The organism is Streptomyces sp. NPDC030183, from assembly GCF_055573455.1.
Window position 1 is genome coordinate 22,347 of sequence record NZ_JBVIBK010000044.1, and the last position, 16,684, is coordinate 39,030.

The 16,684-nt window shown below is 72.4% G+C and carries 12 protein-coding genes; 9 read left to right on the forward strand and 3 right to left on the reverse strand.

Translation table 11 applies throughout. The annotated features are described in order from the left end of the window. The first annotated feature begins 22 nt into the window (after positions 1-22). The 3 genes from ACZ4Z2_RS35290 to ACZ4Z2_RS35300 all read left to right on the forward strand — a co-directional run bounded on the left by ACZ4Z2_RS35290 (position 23) and on the right by ACZ4Z2_RS35300 (position 6,911). Complete coding sequence (locus ACZ4Z2_RS35290; RefSeq protein ID WP_468081695.1) at positions 23-2,512, forward strand: ThuA domain-containing protein; 2,490 nt, start codon at positions 23-25, stop codon at positions 2,510-2,512. A 44-nt stretch (positions 2,513-2,556) separates the two neighbouring features. Further along, positions 2,557-4,713: an OmpL47-type beta-barrel domain-containing protein gene (locus ACZ4Z2_RS35295; RefSeq protein WP_468081711.1), complete on the forward strand. Its 2,157-nt coding sequence runs from the start codon at positions 2,557-2,559 to the stop codon at positions 4,711-4,713. An 89-nt stretch (positions 4,714-4,802) separates the two neighbouring features. Further along, positions 4,803-6,911 carry a HEAT repeat domain-containing protein gene (locus ACZ4Z2_RS35300; RefSeq protein ID WP_468081696.1) on the forward strand — a complete coding sequence of 703 codons (2,109 nt, stop codon included), beginning with the start codon at positions 4,803-4,805 and terminating at the stop codon, positions 6,909-6,911. Between the two features lie 160 nt (positions 6,912-7,071). Here ACZ4Z2_RS35300 and ligD read toward each other — a convergent pair whose 3' ends face one another. Beyond that, positions 7,072-8,082, reverse strand: a complete 1,011-nt coding sequence (gene ligD, locus ACZ4Z2_RS35305) for a non-homologous end-joining DNA ligase (protein WP_468081697.1) — start codon at positions 8,080-8,082, stop codon at positions 7,072-7,074. 93 nt (positions 8,083-8,175) lie between these two features. On the opposite strand from ligD, the gene ACZ4Z2_RS35310 reads away from it, so the two are divergent. Next, positions 8,176-9,240 (forward strand): ATP-dependent DNA ligase, encoded by a 1,065-nt coding sequence (locus tag ACZ4Z2_RS35310; RefSeq protein ID WP_468081698.1) that lies wholly within the window; start codon positions 8,176-8,178, stop codon positions 9,238-9,240. A 136-nt stretch (positions 9,241-9,376) separates the two neighbouring features. On the opposite strand, the gene ACZ4Z2_RS35315 is transcribed toward ACZ4Z2_RS35310, so the two are convergent. Beyond that, the gene (locus tag ACZ4Z2_RS35315; protein ID WP_468081700.1) at positions 9,377-10,567 is read right to left on the reverse strand and encodes a zinc-dependent alcohol dehydrogenase; all 1,191 of its coding nucleotides are present in this window, start codon (positions 10,565-10,567) and stop codon (positions 9,377-9,379) included. A 338-nt stretch (positions 10,568-10,905) separates the two neighbouring features. On the opposite strand from ACZ4Z2_RS35315, the gene ACZ4Z2_RS35320 reads away from it, so the two are divergent. After that, on the forward strand, positions 10,906-11,844 hold the full coding sequence (locus tag ACZ4Z2_RS35320) for a DUF3048 domain-containing protein (RefSeq protein ID WP_468081701.1): 939 nt from the start codon (positions 10,906-10,908) through the stop codon (positions 11,842-11,844). Between the two features lie 121 nt (positions 11,845-11,965). Here ACZ4Z2_RS35320 and ACZ4Z2_RS35325 read toward each other — a convergent pair whose 3' ends face one another. Beyond that, the gene (locus ACZ4Z2_RS35325) at positions 11,966-12,421 is read right to left on the reverse strand and encodes a MarR family winged helix-turn-helix transcriptional regulator (RefSeq protein ID WP_468081702.1); all 456 of its coding nucleotides are present in this window, start codon (positions 12,419-12,421) and stop codon (positions 11,966-11,968) included. Between the two features lie 252 nt (positions 12,422-12,673). On the opposite strand from ACZ4Z2_RS35325, the gene pcaH reads away from it, so the two are divergent. The 4 genes from pcaH to pcaDC are packed head-to-tail and all read left to right on the forward strand — an operon-like array spanning position 12,674 to position 16,572. Then, positions 12,674-13,447 carry a protocatechuate 3,4-dioxygenase subunit beta gene (gene pcaH, locus ACZ4Z2_RS35330; RefSeq protein WP_468081704.1) on the forward strand — a complete coding sequence of 258 codons (774 nt, stop codon included), beginning with the start codon at positions 12,674-12,676 and terminating at the stop codon, positions 13,445-13,447. 4 nt (positions 13,448-13,451) lie between these two features. Next, positions 13,452-14,057, forward strand: a complete 606-nt coding sequence (gene pcaG / locus ACZ4Z2_RS35335; protein WP_468081706.1) for a protocatechuate 3,4-dioxygenase subunit alpha — start codon at positions 13,452-13,454, stop codon at positions 14,055-14,057. Continuing rightward, a complete protein-coding gene (gene pcaB, locus ACZ4Z2_RS35340) occupies positions 14,054-15,445 on the forward strand; it encodes a 3-carboxy-cis,cis-muconate cycloisomerase (protein WP_468081707.1) in 1,392 nt (463 codons plus the stop codon). Before pcaG ends, pcaB begins: the two co-directional genes overlap by 4 nt. Further along, positions 15,442-16,572, forward strand: a complete 1,131-nt coding sequence (pcaDC, locus tag ACZ4Z2_RS35345; RefSeq protein WP_468081708.1) for a bifunctional 3-oxoadipate enol-lactonase/4-carboxymuconolactone decarboxylase PcaDC — start codon at positions 15,442-15,444, stop codon at positions 16,570-16,572. The genes pcaB and pcaDC overlap by 4 nt, the downstream gene beginning before the upstream one ends. The last annotated feature ends 112 nt before the right edge of the window (positions 16,573-16,684 follow it).

Below are 16,684 nucleotides of genomic sequence, written 5' to 3' on the forward strand. Positions count from 1 at the left end.
GGCTGTGACCGAGGAGGTGTCCATGTACTTACGAGGGTTGAGCGACACGAGAAGGCGGGGAAGACGGCCCTGGGCGGCCGCTGTCACCGCCTCGGTCCTGGCCGCGGGGCTGCTGTCGGGCCCCGCCGCCCATGCCCGCCCCGCTCCGGAACCCGCGCTGACAACGATGTCGATCACCTCGCCCCCGGGCGGCTCGGGCCCGCGGGTGCTGGTCTTCCACGGCTCGGCGGCCGCCGGTGAGGAGTCGCCCCTCGTCAACGCCGGGATCGAGGCGATCGAGCGGATCGGGCTCTCCGGGCCGACGGCCGAACGGTTCGAGGTCGTCGCCACCGGCGACGCCTCCGTGTTCACCGACGGGGCCCGGCTCAGCGGGTTCAACGCGGTGGTCTTCCTCACCGGAGGCGGTGATGTCCTCGACCCGGAGCAGGAGGCGGGCCTGGAGGCCTACATGGAGGCGGGCGGCGGTTTCGTCGGCATCCATGACGCGGCCCGCGCGGAGCCGTACTCGGACTGGTTCACGGGGCTGATCGGCGCCCGCCCGGCCGCGTCGAGCCCGACGTCCGTCCAGCGGGCGACGGTCGAGGTCGGGGACCGGCGGCACCCGGCGACCAAGGACCTGCCGGTGCAGTGGAAGCGGCCCGACAGATGGTTCAACTGGGTGAAGAACCCGTCCGGCGCCGTCCACACCGTGGCCCGGGTCCGCGAGTCGACGTATCAGCCGGGTGCGAGCGCCAACGGCTGGGACCACCCGGTGAGCTGGTGCCGTGACTACGACGGCGGCCGCTCCTTCTACACCGGCATGGGCGGCACGGTCCCGGCGTACGACGAGAGCGACTTCCGTGCGCATCTGCGCGGCGCCCTGCTGTGGACGTCCCGGCTGGCCCGGGCCGACTGCAAGGCCACCATCGACGCGAACTACAAGGCGGAGCGGCTGACCCGGCCCAACCAGCCCGGGCGGAACGACCAGATCGGCGAACCGCACGGCCTGGTCACCGCCCCCGACGGACGTGTCCTCTACATCGGCCGCGGCGGCGCCGACTCCGCGCAGCCGGTGGTCACCGACTGGAACGACCCGGACATCGGCAAGGGCAAGGGCGAGGTCCACGTCTACGACCCGCGGACCAAGCAGGTCACCCTGGCCGGCGCGCTCACCGTCTTCGGCAACAAGGGCGGCGGCGACGAGCTGATCAAGGTCGAGGAGGGTCTGCTCGGCATCGAGCTGGATCCCGGCTTCCAGCGGAACGGCTGGGTGTACCTGCACTACACCCCGCACGAGCGGATCGACCGCGACACCCGGATGGCCGAGCGCCGCGTCTCCCGGTTCACCCTCGACCTCGCCACCAACAAGCTGGATCTGGGCAGCGAGAAGGTGCTGCTCTCGTGGCCGGTGCAGATCCACAGCTGCTGCCACGCCGGCGGCGGGATGGCCTGGGACTCCCGGGGCAACCTGTACATCGCGACCGGTGACAACAACTCCAGTGGCTTCAGCGCCGGTTACTCGGGCAACAACCCTCAGCCGAACTACAAGGGCGTGTCCTTCGCCGACGCGCGCCGCACGGCGGGGAACACCAACAACCTGAACGGCAAGATCCTGCGCATCCACCCGGAGCCGGACGGCACGTACACCCTGCCCGCCGGCAACCTCTTCACCGGGAAGGAGACCGACGAGGGCGGCGGGAAGACACGCGGCGAGATCTATGTGATGGGTGTCCGGAACCCCGCGCGGATCTTCGTCGACAAGAAGACGGACGTCCTCTACGCCGGCTGGGTCGGCCCGGACGCGAGCGCGCCGTCGACGACCTGGGGCCCGGCGAAGTACGACACGTTCGCCGTCATCACCGAGGCGGGCAACCGGGGCTGGCCGTACTGCATGGGCAACGAACAGCCGTACCGGGACCGCAATCTGCCGGATCCGTCGAAGCCGCTGGGCTGGTACGACTGCGACCACCCGAAGAACGAGTCCCCCAACAACGACGGGCTCGTCAACCTGCCCCCCGTCACCGGCAACAACATCTGGTACTCGCCGCAGGGCGGCGCCCCCGACTTCCCCCGGGACGCCAACGGCATCCCCTCCTACAGGAACGAGGACGCCAAGTATCTGCTGCCCTGGCTCAAGGGCGGCGGACAGGCCGCGATGAACGGGCCGGTCTACCGCCACGACCCCGCCGCGACCGGCTCCGGCCAGTGGCCCGCGTACTGGGACGGCAAGTGGTTCGTCGGTGACTTCTACGACGCCGACCAGCCGCGGCACGCCGTGCTCACCGACCCGAAGAACCACGGCAGCGGCGGACTCCCGGTCCACGCCGAGACGCTGAAACGGATCGTCCCGGTCGGCAACGACGGCATCAAGAACCTCATGGACTGGAAGTTCGGGCCGGACGGGGCCCTGTACCTCCTCGACTACGGGCGCGGGTTCTTCACCTCCGACGCCAAGTCCGCCCTGTGGCGGGTGACCTACACGGGCGGCGGCCCCACGCCGACCGCCGACCAGCTCGCGAGGAGGGCGCGGTGACGCGGGACAGACGCTTGTGGGCGGCCCTGGTGGCGGCCCTGCTGATGGTGCTCGGCCTCACCGCGACCCCCGCCACCGGGCGGGCGGAACCGGCCGCCGAGGCCGCGGCCCAGGTGCTCACCTGGACCGCCGGCGACGACATCACCACGTACGCCACCGCGCCGAAGACCGCGGTGGCGGGGGTGACGACCCTCGTGTTCGAGAACAGCAAGGCCACCGGCAACACCATGGGGATGCCGCACACCCTCACGTTCGACGTGTCCGACCCCGAGTACAACAACGACGTCCCGCTGAACATCCTGGCCAACCCGAACGACGACCGGGGCGGCCGCCACACCGCCGAGGTCACGCTCACCCCCGGCCGCTACCGCTACTACTGCACCATCCCCGGCCACGGTCAGATGCAGGGCATCCTCGTGGTCACCGAGGGCACCGGCGAGGACACCACCGCGCCGGAGACCTCGGCCTCGGTGAGCGGCACCCGCAACTCCCAGGGCGCGTACGTCGGTTCGGCGACCGTGACCGTCACCGCCACCGACACGGGCGGCTCCGGGTTGGAGCGGATCGAGTACGCGATCGGCGACTCGGGCGCCTGGGCGCCGTACACCACCCCCGTGGTGATCGACCGGGTGGGGAACCACAAGGTCCGCTACCGGGCCGTCGACAGGGCGGGCAACACGGCCGCCGAGAAGAGCGTCGAGTTCACCGTCGTCGCCCCGCCGACCGACGACACCACCGCGCCGGAGACCTCGGCGACGGTGACCGGTGAGCGCGATGCGCAGGGCCGGTACGTCTCCATGGCCACGGTCACCGTGTCCGCGTCGGACACCGGGTCCGGGGTCAACACCGTCGAGTACGCGCTCGGCGCCTCGGGTGCCTGGCGGCCCTACACGGCTCCGGTGATGGTCCACGAGGTCGGCACGCACACCGTGCGGTACCGGGCGACGGACAAGGCGGGCAACGTCTCGGCGGAGAAGAACGTCGGGTTCACGGTCGTGGCCCCGCCCGCCGCCGACACGACACCGCCGGTGACGGGGGTGACCGTCGAGGGCGAGCGGAACGCGGCCGGCGCCTACCTGAGGAACGCGAAGGTCACCGTCAGCGCCACGGACCACGGCGGGTCGGGGGTCGCCGCGATCGAGTACTCCCTGGACGGCGGCCCCTACCTCGCCTACGCCTCCCCCGTGGTCGTCGACCGCGCGGGCACGCACACCGTCGCGTACCGGGCGAGCGACAAGGCGGGCAACACCGCCCCGGCGCGCTCGACGACCTTCACGGTCGTCACGGGCGGCGGCGTCCCCGCGCCCAACTGCGCCGAGTACGACGAGCGGTCGACGGTGTTCGTCGGCACGGTCGACTCGGGTGTGCCGAACCGGGTGACCGACAACCGCTGCCGTATCAACGAGTTGATCGAGGACGAGAAGGAGTGGACGTCCCACGCGCTGTTCCTGAAGCACGTCGACACGGTGCTCGACAGGCTGCTGAGGGACGGGGTCGTCGACCGGCGCGAGTACGACGCGGTGAGGGAGGCCGCGGCACAGTCCGGCATCGGCAGGCCCGGGCAGACCGAGGGCTACCGGACGATCCTCGACGGCACGGCCGAGTCGTTCGCCAAGTGGCAGCAGGTGGGAGGCGGTTCGTTCGCCCGCAACGCCGACGGCTCGATCACGTCGGGGACGACGAAGGACGGGCTGGGCATGCTGTGGTTCCCGGAGCGGAAGTACGGCGACTTCTCGCTGCGCCTGCAGTGGCGTGACGACGCGCCCGGCACGTCCCACGCCAACTCCGGTGTCTTCGTGCGGTTCCCGTGGGTCCACGAGCACCCGGAGGAGTCGCGGCCGGAGTGGGTCGCCATCAAGTTCGGCCACGAGGTGCAGGTCCTGGACCGGCCCGACGGCGACATGTACAAGACGGGGTCGGTCTACGGCTTCGACCGGGTGGGGCTCGCCGGCGCGGGCGTCACCCAGAAGGGCACCTGGAACGACTACGAGATCCGGGTGGTCGACCAGCACTACTCCGTGTACCGCAACGGGGTGCTGATCAACGAGTTCGACAACACCGGCGGCCAGGACTTCGCCCCGCCCCGCGCGGACGACCCGGGCACGGACGGGCGGCGGTTCGCCTCCGGCTACGTCGGACTCCAGGTGCACGGCACGACGGACGTGGTCTCCTACCGGGACATCCGGATCAGGGAGCTGTAGCGCCCGCTCGCGCCCGGCCCGTTGTCAGTGGCGTACGGCATGCTGTGACCCGTGGCTGCCGTACGCCACCGCACTACGGGGGAGGCTTCGTGCTCACGGGGATCGACGACGTCGACTGGGCGTCGATGGGGCATGCGTACACCGATACCGCGACCGACGTCCCGGACCTGCTGTGGGGCCTGGCCTCGGAGGACCCGGCCCGGCGGGACATCGCGCTCGACGGGCTCTACGGCGCGGTGCACCACCAGGGCGACGTGTACGACAGCACGGTGGCCTGCATACCGTTCCTCTTCGAGCTGGCGTCGATGCCGGGCCTGCCGGACCGGGCGGCGATCGTGCGGTTGCTGTGCAGCATCGCCGGCGGGCGCAACCCCGACCCGGCGGAGCTGGAGTCGCCGTTCGAGGACGAGCCGGAGAACGCGGCGTACGTCCAGCTGTACGTGGACGCCTGGGCCGGGGTGCGGGAGCGCGCCGACGCGTTCCTCGCGCTGCTCGGCGACGCCGATCCCGAGGTGCGCGCGGCGGCTGCCGAGGCGCTGGCCGAGGTGCACCCGGAGCCAGCACGGGTGTTCGACGCGTTGTGCGGGCGGCTCCCGATGGAGCGGGACCGCGAGGCGCTGCGTGCCCTGGTGGGGGCGATCGGCGCACTGGCCGGCGCCCACCCGGAGCGGCTCGGTGACGCGGCCGAGCCGGTCCTGCGCGAGATGGCGCTCTCGGGCGGGGCCGATCACGAGCTGCGGCTGGCCGCTCTGGTCCAGCTGGCGGGCCACGCCCCCGGGGCGCTGCCCGAGGACAGTGTGCGGATCGCCCTCGACACGCTGCGCACCGCGTACGAGCGGAAGGCGTCCGCCGCCCGCGCGGCCGAGCCGCGACGGGAACGCCCGCGCACGGACACGATGGTGTCGTACCTGCGTGACCTGGAGGCCACGCACTACGCGCTCGCGGACACGGACGCGACACCCGACCTGCTCCTGGAGCTCCATCACGCACTCGGCGACCGGACGGACCTGAGGTTGCCTCTGCTCCTCGGGCAGTTGGACAGCCCGGACTGGGGTCAGCGCATGGCCGCGATCAGGATGGCCGGGGCCCTGATGACGGGGTGGCGCATCCCGGGCGACGAGCCGCTGATCGCACTCGCCCGGCAACTGCGGGAGCCCGAACTCCGCCTGAACAAGGCAGCGTTGGGCGAGCTGCGGTATCTCGCCCCGGTCGCCGGCGTGGTGGCCGACGACGTGATGGCGTTCGTCGAGGACTGGCTGGAGAGCGGGCGCACCGAGACCATGGAGGGCCTGCGCTGGCTCGACACAGCGGTCGGCAGGGCCATGGAGGTGCTCGCCCTCCAGGGCGACGACCGGGCGCTGAACGCCCTGAGATCCGTCCTGAGCCGGCTCGACCCTCCGGAGCAGACCGGGCGGTGGCTGAGGGCCTACGGTCCGGAGGCGGGCGCCGAGCTGGGCCCGGTGCTGCACGAGCGGCTCGCCGGCCTCGCCCCGGACGACCGGGGTGTCACCCGGCATCGACTCCTCGACGGACTCGGCATCCTCCGCCATCACGCGTCCCTGCCCCTGGTGGTCGCGGCGCTCCGGGACAGCGTGGACGACCGGGTGACCCGGCGTCACGCGCTGCGGGCGCTGGCCTCCTACGGCACGGCGGCCGTCGAAGCCGCCCCGCTGCTGCGGCAGGCGGTCTCGGACACCGGCGCCCGCGACCTCGACCGCACGGAGGCCGCGGCGGCCCTCTGGGCGGTGTCGGGTGACGCCGAGGCGGTGCTTCCCGCCCTGCGCGCCGGTCTGCGGTCCGAGCGCGGGTACGAGCGGAGGGCCGCCCTCCGCATGATCGGCTCGCTCGGCCCGCAGGCCACGTGCCTGGAGGTGAGCCTGCGCGCCCTCGAACAGGGCGTCGAGGAGACGGTCGCGCTGTGGCGGATCACCGGGGACACCGACGCGGCCCTGCCGGTGCTGGCGCACCACTGGACGGCCCAGCCGGTGCACCGCCCGGAGATCGCCGCCTGCCTGGTCGAGATGGGCCCCGCGGCGGCCCCGGCCCTCCCCCTCGTCCGAGCGGAGCTGGCCTCCCCTCGCCGTCACCGCACCGACAACACCCACGAGACGGCGCGCTCCAGCGTGAACATGCGGACGGACGTGGCGGAGGACGAGCGACTACTGAGGGACTGCCGCCGTATAGCCGGGGCGCTGTAGCCCCCGCCCCCACAAGGGGCGCGGGGTAATGCGCGCCAAGCCACTGCGGGCCGGCACCCGCACGCGTCCCCGCACCCGCACCCGCACCCGCCCCGCACGCGTCCCCACATCCGCACGCGGAGACCGCGCGGCACCCCAAGAGGCGAACCCGGCTACCGGCTCACCCCTTCTTCGCCCGACTCGGCTGCACCCGCTTCGGCTCCCCCGGCATCTTCGGATACTCCGGCGGATACGGCAGGTCCCCCAGCCCGTGGTCGTGCTCGTCCCGCGCGGCGAGTTCCAGCAGCGCCTCCAGGGAGTACGCGTGATCGTCCATGTCGGCGTGCACGTCGCCGCGTTCGGCGAAGCGCACCGGCATCGTGGCGAGGTCGAAGTCGCGGGGCACGGCGACGCCCACCTCGTCCCAGGTGAGGGGCGCGGAGACGGGCGCGTGCGGGCGGGGCCGTACGGAGTAGGCGGAGGCGATGGTGCGGTCGCGGGCGGTCTGGTTGTAGTCGACGAAGATCTTCTCGCCCCGCTCCTCCTTCCACCACGCCGTGGTCACCAGATCCGGCATCCGGCGTTCCAGCTCCCGCGCGGCGGCGATGGCGGCCCGCCTGACCTGCGTGAACGTCCAGTGCGGTGCGATCGGGACGAAGATGTGCAGGCCGCGTCCGCCGGAGGTCTTCGGCCAGCCGCGCAGGTCGCCGTAGTCATGGAGGACGGAGCGCAGCTCGTGCGCGGCGCGGACGGCGTCGGCGTAGTCGGTACCGGGTTGTGGGTCGAGGTCGAGGCGGAGTTCGTCGGGCCGGTCGACGTCGTCGCGCCGGACCGGCCACGGGTGGAAGGTGAGCGTGCCGAACTGCGCGGCCCAGACGACGGCCCCGACCTCGGTCGGGCACATCTCGTCGGCGCTGCGGCCGCTGGGGAAGGTGATGTGGGCGGTGGGGATCCAGTCGGGCATGTTCTTCGGGGCCCGCTTCTGGAAGAAGTTCTCGCCGGTCACCCCTTCCGGGTAGCGCTCCAGGGTCGTGGGCCGGTCGCGCAGGGCCCGCAGGATGCCCGGGCCGACGGCGAGGTAGTACCGGGCGAGGTCCAGCTTGGTGAAACCGCGCTCCGGGAAGAACACCTTGTCGGGGCTGGACAGCCGTACCGTCCGGCCCGCCACCTCCAACTCCACCGCTTCACCCATGCGGCCACGGTAGGCGGAGGCGACCCGTGCCGCATACCGGGAGCATCTTCTTCATGCTGGGCGAAACCTCTCGGGGGGCCGCAGAATCGGAGCATGGATCTGCCGGTGATGCCGCCCGTGAAGCCGATGCTCGCCAAGTCCGTGGCGAAGATCCCGCCGCACATGCACTACGAGGCGAAATGGGACGGGTTCCGGGCGATCGTGTTCCGCGACGGGCCCGAGGTGGAGCTGGGCAGCCGCACCGGCAAGACGTTGACCAGGTACTTCCCGGAACTGGTGGAGTCGCTCGCGGAGCGCCTGCCCCAGCGGTGCGTGATGGACGGCGAGATCGTGATCGTCCGGGAGGGCCGGCTCGACTTCGACGCGCTCACCGAGCGCATCCACCCCGCGGACTCCCGTGTCCGGATGCTGGCCGGAACGACACCCGCCTCCTTCGTCGCCTTCGACCTGCTCGCCCTGGGGAACGAGTCCCTGACCGACGTCCCGCTGACCGACCGGCGCGCGCTCCTCGAACGCGCCCTGGCCGGTGTCACGGCGCCCGTGCACCTCGCCCCGGCGACCACGGACCGCGCGGTGGCCGAGCGGTGGTTCGAGCAGTACGAGGGCGCGGGCCTGGACGGGGTGATCGCCAAGCCGCTGGATCTGCGCTACCGGCAGGACGAGCGGGTCATGTTCAAGATCAAGCACGAGCGGACGGCGGATGTGGTGGTCGCCGGGTACCGGCTGCACAAGAGCGGGCCGGTGGTCGGTTCCCTGCTGCTCGGCCTGTACGACGACGGCGGCACCCTCCAGCATGTGGGCGTGTCCGCCGCGTTCTCCATGAAGCGGCGGGCCGAGCTGGTGACCGAGCTGGAGCCGCTGCGGCTGTCGGATGTCGGGGCGCACCCGTGGGCCGCCTGGGCCGACGAGGCGGCGCACGAGACGGCACGGCTGCCGGGAGCGCCGAGCCGCTGGTCGGGGAAGAAGGACCTCTCCTGGGTGCCGCTGCGGCCCGACCTGGTCGCCGAGGTGGCGTACGACCACATGGAGAACGGCGTGCGGTTCCGTCACACGGCGCGCTTCCGCCGCTGGCGCCCGGACCGCACGCCCGAGAGCTGCACGTACGCGCAGCTGGAGGAACCGGTGAACTACGACCTGGCGGAGATCCTCGGTCCGTGACGGCGACCGTGGCCGTGACCGTGACCGTGATCCGGCTCCCGCGAATCCGTGTCCCGTGACCGGGCCGCGGGGCGGGCTGACGCGGGTCGGCCAGCAGGCGGGTCGGCCTGCCGGGGTCGGCCATCCGGCGGTCGGCCTACGGCTCCAGCAGTACCTTCACCGCCCCGTCGTCCTTGCGCTGGAACATCTCGTAGGCGTGCGGTGCCTCGCTCAGCGGCATGCGGTGCGTGGCGAAGGTGTCGACGCCCAGCGGGTCATCGTCGGTGAGGAGGGGCAGGATGTCATCGGTCCAGGTGCGGACGTTGGCCTGGCCCATGCACAGCCGGATCTGCTTGTCGAACATGGTGAGCAGGGGCATGGGGTCGGCGGTGCCGCCGTACACGCCGGAGATGGAGATGGTGCCGCCGCGTCGGACCAGTTCGATGGCCGTGTACAGGGCGGCGAGCCGGTCGACGCTGAGGTGTTCCGCGAACTTGGCGCCGATGGCGCGGGGCAGCATTCCGGCCGCGGTCTGGGCGAGCTTGGCGGCCGCGCTGCCGTGCGCCTCGGTGCCGACGGCGTCGATCACGGAGTCCGGGCCGCGCCCCGCCGTGCGGTCGCGAATTGCCTGGACCAGTTCCTTCTGACTGTCGAAGTCCCTGAGGTCGTACGTCTCGACGCCCCGGTCACGGGCCCGGCGCAGTCGCTCGGGCACCAGGTCCACACCGATCACCTGCTCGGCGCCCCGCACCTGGGCGACCCGGCAGGCCATGTCGCCGATGGGCCCGAGGCCCAGCACGGCGACACTGCCGCCGGGCGGGACGTGCGCGTACTCGACCGCCTGCCAGGCGGTGGGGAGCACATCGGAGAGGTAGAGGAACCGGTCGTCGGACGGGCCCTCCGGCACCTTGATCGGTCCGAACTGGGCCTGCGGCACCCGTAGGTACTCGGCCTGGGCGCCCGGCACCGCGCCGTACAGCCGGGTGTAGCCGAAGAGGGCCGCGCCCATGCCCTCGCCGGTGCACTGGGTGGTCTCGCACTGGGTGGGCAGCCCGGTGAGGCACATCCAGCAGTTGCCGCACGCGATCTGGAACGGCACCACGACCCGGTCGCCCACCGCGAGGTCCGGTACCGCGGCACCGACCTCCTCGACGATCCCCATGGGCTCATGACCGAGGATGTCGCCCGGTGTCATGAACGGCGTCAGCACCTCGTAGAGGTGCAGGTCGGAGCCGCACAACCCGGTGGAGGTGAGGCGGATGATCGCGTCCGTCGGCTCCTGGATCTCGGGATCGGGCACGGTCTCCACGCGCACGTCCCGCTTGCCATGCCATGTCACTGCCTTCATCGCGTCCCGCTCCGTCCCTCGACTCGGCCTCGCAGGTCCGCCACGGGTACCCGGAGGCCCGCCCGCGAACCACGTCGACGGCATCCCGCGGCGGTCGCCTGTGGGCGGTCTGCGGTCAGCGGCCCTGCGGTCGGTGGCCTGCGGTCGGCGGCCTGCGGTCAGCGGCCTGCGGTCGGTGGCGTCCCGGAACCCGCCGGATCCTGGACTCAGTCAGAAGTAAACAGGGATAGCCATTTATCAGCCGATAAGCGCACAATCAGAGGCAAACTCGGCGAAGGATGGGCACGGTGGGCATGGAACTGACAACGCGGCGGACTCGGCGCCGGGGGACGACGGGCATGGTACTCGCCGCGCTCACAGCGGGCGCCCTCCTCGCGGGCTGCTCCGGCGGCCCGGGCGACGACGGCCGTCAGGGCGAGAGCCCGACGAAGAGACCCACGGACAGACCCAGCGCCACGGCACCCGTGGGCTCGATACTCGCCGTGAAGATCGACAACGTGTCCACGGCCAGGCCCCAGACGGGGCTCGACGCCGCGGACATCGTCTACGCCGAGCAGGTCGAGGGTGGTCTGAGCCGGCTGATGGCCGTGTACGCGACGAGGTTCCCGGACGCGGTCGGTCCCGTGCGCAGCGCCCGGGAGTCCGACCTGGAACTCCTCCGCCAGTTCCACGAGCCGACGCTGGCCTTCTCCGGCGCCCAGAGCAAGCTGCTTCCGCTGATCGACAGGGCACCCGTGGAGGCGAGGACCCCGGGCGACGCCGGCTCCGCGTACTACCGCGGCACCGACAAGCCCGCCCCGCACAACCTCTATCTGCGGCCCGCGAAGCTGGTCGGCCCCCCGCCCGGCGCCGACGCCCTGACCACCGGCTTCCGCTACGGTCCCGCGCCTTCCGGCGGTACCCCCGAGGACTCCCGCACGATCCGCTACCCGGCGGCCCGCTTCACCTTCACCTGGTCAGCCGAGCAGCAGCGCTGGCTGGTCTCCATGGACGGGCGGGAAACCGTGCTGACCGACGGTACGCGCGTCGCCCCGGCCACGGTGGTCGTGCAGCACGTCACGATCCGCGAGTCACGGTTCCATGACTTCCTCGGCAACACCACGCCGTACACGGAGACCGTGGGCTCGGGGAAGGCCGAGGTCCTGCGCGACGGGCGCGCCTTCGACGCCGGCTGGGAGCGCAAGACCCCGACGGACGGCACGTCCTTCACGACCGCGGACGGCAGGCCCCTGAACTTCGCGAAGGGCCAGGTCTGGGTGCTGTACGTCAAGAAGTGACGGGGGTCGGGCCACGCCGGGGAGCGCAGCCCCTCTGGCGGAGCCCACTCGCCCCTCTGCGAAGCGCACTCGCCCCTCTAACGGAGCCCACTCGCCCCTCTGGCGGAGCGCACTCGCCCTTCTAGCGGAGCGACTCCGTCGGGCTGCGCAGTTCCTCGGCGGCGTCGGCCACCCGCCGGATCAGCTCGAAGAACACCTGCTGCTCGTCCTCCGACAACGGGGCCAGGAACACCTGGTTCATCCGGGCCGTCCGCACGGTCAGCTTGCGGTGCGTGCGGACGCCCTCCTCCGTGAGCCGCAGGAGGAAGCGCCGGCCGTCCTGGGGGTCGCGGACCTTGTCGAGCAGGCCCCGGCGGCCGAGCCTGCTGATCACCTCGGACATCGTCGAGCGGTCGAGGCCGACCCGCTCCCCCACCGTGCGCTGGTCCAGCCCCGGTTCGGCCACCAGGGTGTTGAGGACCGCGAACTGCGGCGAGGTGATCTCCTCGGAGACCATCACGTTCCACAGCAGGTAGTGCGCCTGCTGCAGTCGACGGGCCAGGTGCCCGGGGTGGGTGGAGAGGTCCACCGCGGCCATGGTCGCTCCTCGGCTCGATCGACACGGACGGCGTTTCGTCCGTGCACTGAAGAATAACGGCCCACAGCGGCAGCGTATCCAGAACGCCGAACATGCCTGACCAAGTCCTTCTACCGGGTCTTGACGACGGACCCCGCGAGTGGCAGCGTGAAGGAATCTTCACTGAAATACTCAGTGCCCTGATTAATTGGTCGCCGGGCGCTCGGCGTGGACCAGGGCCCCGCCCCGGTCCTCGAACGCTAAGGAACCCTCATGACTCTCACGCAAGCGGACATCGACCTGGAGATCGCGGCCGAGCGCGCCGCCTACGAGAAGCGACTCGCCGACGGCGGGCCGGTCGAGCACCAGCCCCGCCGCGACTACGCGCCGTACCGGTCCTCGGTGCTGCGGCACCCCAAGCAGCCGCCGGTCCCCATCGACGTCACCAAGGACCCGGAGCTGGTGGAGCTGTCCTCCCCCGCCTTCGGCGAGCGCGACATCACCGAGATCGACAACGACCTCACCCGGCAGCACAACGGCGAGCCCATCGGTGAGCGCATCACCGTCTCCGGCCGCCTCCTCGACCGCGACGGGCGCCCGATCCGCGGCCAGCTGGTGGAGATCTGGCAGGCCAACTCGGCCGGCCGTTACGCCCACCAGCGCGAACAGCACGACGCCCCGCTCGACCCGAACTTCACCGGCGTCGGCCGCACCCTGACCGACGACGACGGGCACTACCACTTCACGACCGTGCAGCCCGGCCCGTACCCCTGGCGCCAGCACCTCAACGCCTGGCGCCCCGCCCACATCCACTTCTCGCTCTTCGGCACGGCGTTCACCCAGCGGCTGGTGACGCAGATGTACTTCCCGAGCGACCCGCTCTTCCCGTACGACCCGATCATCCAGTCCGTGACGGACGACGCGGCGCGGCAGCGACTGGTCGCCACCTACGACCACAACCTGTCGGTGCCGGAGTTCTCGATGGGGTACGTCTGGGACATCGTGCTCGACGGACCCCACGCCACCTGGATGGAAGAAGGACGCTGACCCCATGACGAAGATCGACACGAGCCGTCCGGAGACGGTGCTCCCGACCCCGTCGCACACGGTCGGCCCCTTCTACGGCCACGCACTGCCCTTCCCCGGCGGCGGCGACATCGCCCCCGTCGGCCACCCCGACACCATCGCGCTCCAGGGCTACGTCCTCGACGGCGCGGGCGACCCGCTGCCCGACGCCTTCGTGGAGCTGTGGGGCCCGGACCCCGACGGCAACGTCCCGCACGTCGACGGCTCCATGCGGCGCGACCCCGCGAGCGGTGGCTTCCTCGGCCGCAACGGCGTCGAGTTCACCGGCTGGGGCCGCGTCCAGACCGACGCCAACGGGCACTGGACCGCGCGGACGCTGCGGCCCGGCGCGCGCGGGCAGAACGCCCCCTATCTCAGCGTGTGCGTGTTCGCCCGCGGACTGCTCGTCCACCTGTACACACGGATCTATCTGCCGGGTGACGAGGCCGCGCTGTCCGCCGACCCGCTGCTCTCCCGGGTGGAGGAGGCGCGCCGCGGCACGCTGATCGCCCAGGAGCGGGGCGACGGCACCTACCGTTTCGACATCCGCCTCCAGGGCGAAGGCGAAACGGTCTTCCTGGAGTTCCGGTGACCTCCTCACCCTCCGGGCGGGAGGTACCCCCGGCCGAACCCGACGCCGGTCTGCTCGCCCCCGGATGGACCGGCTCCCCGGCGGCCGCCGCGACCGGCGACGGCGCCTACCTCCGGGCGCTGCTCGACGCCGAGGCCGCCCTGACCCGGGCCCAGGCCGCGCTGGGACTCGCCCCCGCGGAGGCCGCGACGGCGGTGACCGAGGCGGCCCGCTCCGGCGCCTTCGACGTACGGTCCCTCGCGGAGCGCGCCCGCGGCGGCGGCAACCCGGTGATCCCGCTGGTCGCCGACCTCACCGCGGCGGTCGGCGCCGCGTACGGCCCGTACGTCCACCGCGGCGCGACCAGCCAGGACATCATGGACACGGCGGCGATGCTGGTCGCCGCGCGCACCCTCGACCTGGTGCTCGCCGACCTCGGCCGGACGGAGGCCGCGCTCGCCGGGCTGGCCGCCCGGCACCGGGACACGGTGATGCCGGGACGGACGCTCACCCAGCACGCCGTGCCGACGACCTTCGGGCTGAAGGCGGCGGGATGGCGGTCGCTGGTGCTGGACGCCAGGGACCGGATCGCGGTCGTACGGACGAGCCTGCCCGCCCAACTGGGCGGCGCTGCGGGCACGTTGGCGGCCTTCACGGTCTTCGGTGGCCCGGTGACCGCCACCGGGACGTCGCGCACGCCCGTCGACACGCGTGCCCTCGTCGCCCGGTACGCCCGCGAAGTGGGCCTTGGGGAGCCGGAGTTGCCCTGGCATACGCTGCGCACCCCGATCGCCGACCTCGCGGGGGCGCTCGCCTTCGCGGCGGGCGCCCTGGGGAAGGTCGCCGTGGACGTGCTCACGCTGGCCCGTACGGAGATCGGGGAGGTCGCCGAGGGAAGCGGGGGCGGTTCGTCGGCGATGCCGCACAAGGCGAACCCCGTACGGTCGACGCTGATCGCGGCGGCGGCCCGGCGGGCGCCGCAGCTCGCGGCCACGCTGTACGGCGCGCTGGCCGCCGAGGACGAGCGGCCGGCCGGGGCCTGGCACGCCGAGTGGGAGCCGTTGCGGGACCTGCTCCGGCTGGTCGGGGGCGCCGCGCGGGACGCGGTGGAACTGGCGGAGGGCCTCCGGGTGGACGCGGACGCCATGCGGCGCCATCTCGACCTCACCCACGGGCTGATCGTCTCCGAGCGGCTGGCCGCCGAGCTGGCGCCGGTGCTCGGCCGGGCCCGGGCCAAGGAACTGCTCACCCGGACCGCCGCCCGCGTCCACACCGAGGACCGGCCGCTCGCCGAGCTGCTGGCCGAGGAGCCCGACCTGAAGGATCTGGACCTGGCGGACCTCACGGACCCCGCCCGCTACACCGGCTCCGCCGGTGACCTCACCGACCGTGCTCTGGAGCGACGTTGACGGACAAGCTGCTCAACCACCGTGCGGAGGGACCGGACTCCGCTCCCCCGCTGCTGCTCGGGCCTTCCCTCGGCACGTCCACCCGGCTGTGGGACAAGGTGGCGCCCGAACTGTCGATCACCCACCGTGTGATCCGCTGGGACCTGCCGGGGCACGGCGACTCCCCCGCCGGGCTGATCGCCGCCGGGGCGACGGTCGGCGACCTGGCGGCCCTGGTGCTGGACCTCGCGGACGCGCTGGGCGTGGAGCGGTTCGCGTACGCGGGGGTGTCCCTCGGCGGGGCGGTGGGCCTCCATCTGGCCGCGCACCACCCGGAGCGGGTGTCGTCCCTCGCGGTGATCTGCTCCTCGGCCCACTTCAACGGGGAGAAGCCGTGGTTGGAGCGGGCAGAGCTGGTGCGGCGTGAGGGGCTGGCGGGGCTCGCCGAGAGCGCCGACGCCCGTTGGTTCACGCCCGGGTTCACCGTGCCGGAGCTGGTCGACGACCACCGGAGGGCGGACCCGGAGGCGTACGCCGCCTGCTGTGACGCGCTCGCCGCGTTCGACCTGCGCGGCGCGCTGTCCGGGATCACGGCGCCGACCCTGCTGATCGCCGGGCGGGACGACCCGGCGACTCCGCCCGCGCATCTGCGGGAGATCGCGGACGCGGTGCCGGGCGCGTCGCTCACGGAACTGTCCGGCGCGTCGCATCTCGCACCGGCGGAACGCCCGGAGGCGGTACTGGCCGCGCTGCGTGCGCACCTCGACGGGTATCCGCGGCGGGGAATGGAGGTACGCCGCGAAGTCCTCGGCGACGGGCACGTGGACCGCGCCCAGGCCCGCCAGACCCCTTTCACGGCGCGTTTCCAGGACTTCATCTCCCGCTACGCGTGGGGTGAGATCTGGACCGACCCGACCCTCTCGCGCCGTGAACGCAGCATGATCACGCTGACGGCGCTGGTCGCCCACGGCCACGACGACGAACTGGCCATGCACATCCGAGCGGCCCGCCGCAACGGCCTCACCCCCGACGACATCGCCGCGGTCCTCCTCCAGACCGCCGTCTACTGCGGCGTCCCCGCGGCCAACGCGGCTTTCGCCACGGCCCAGCGGGTTCTGGCGGAGGAGAAGGGGCACGACCTGGGCTGACGGTCGCGCCCCCACCGGCTAGGCCCTGTCGTCACATTCCCACCTACCCCGCGACGCCATGCACGCGCTCTCGACGCACCGGGCCCCGACCCGAGTACGTCCAGTACACGGG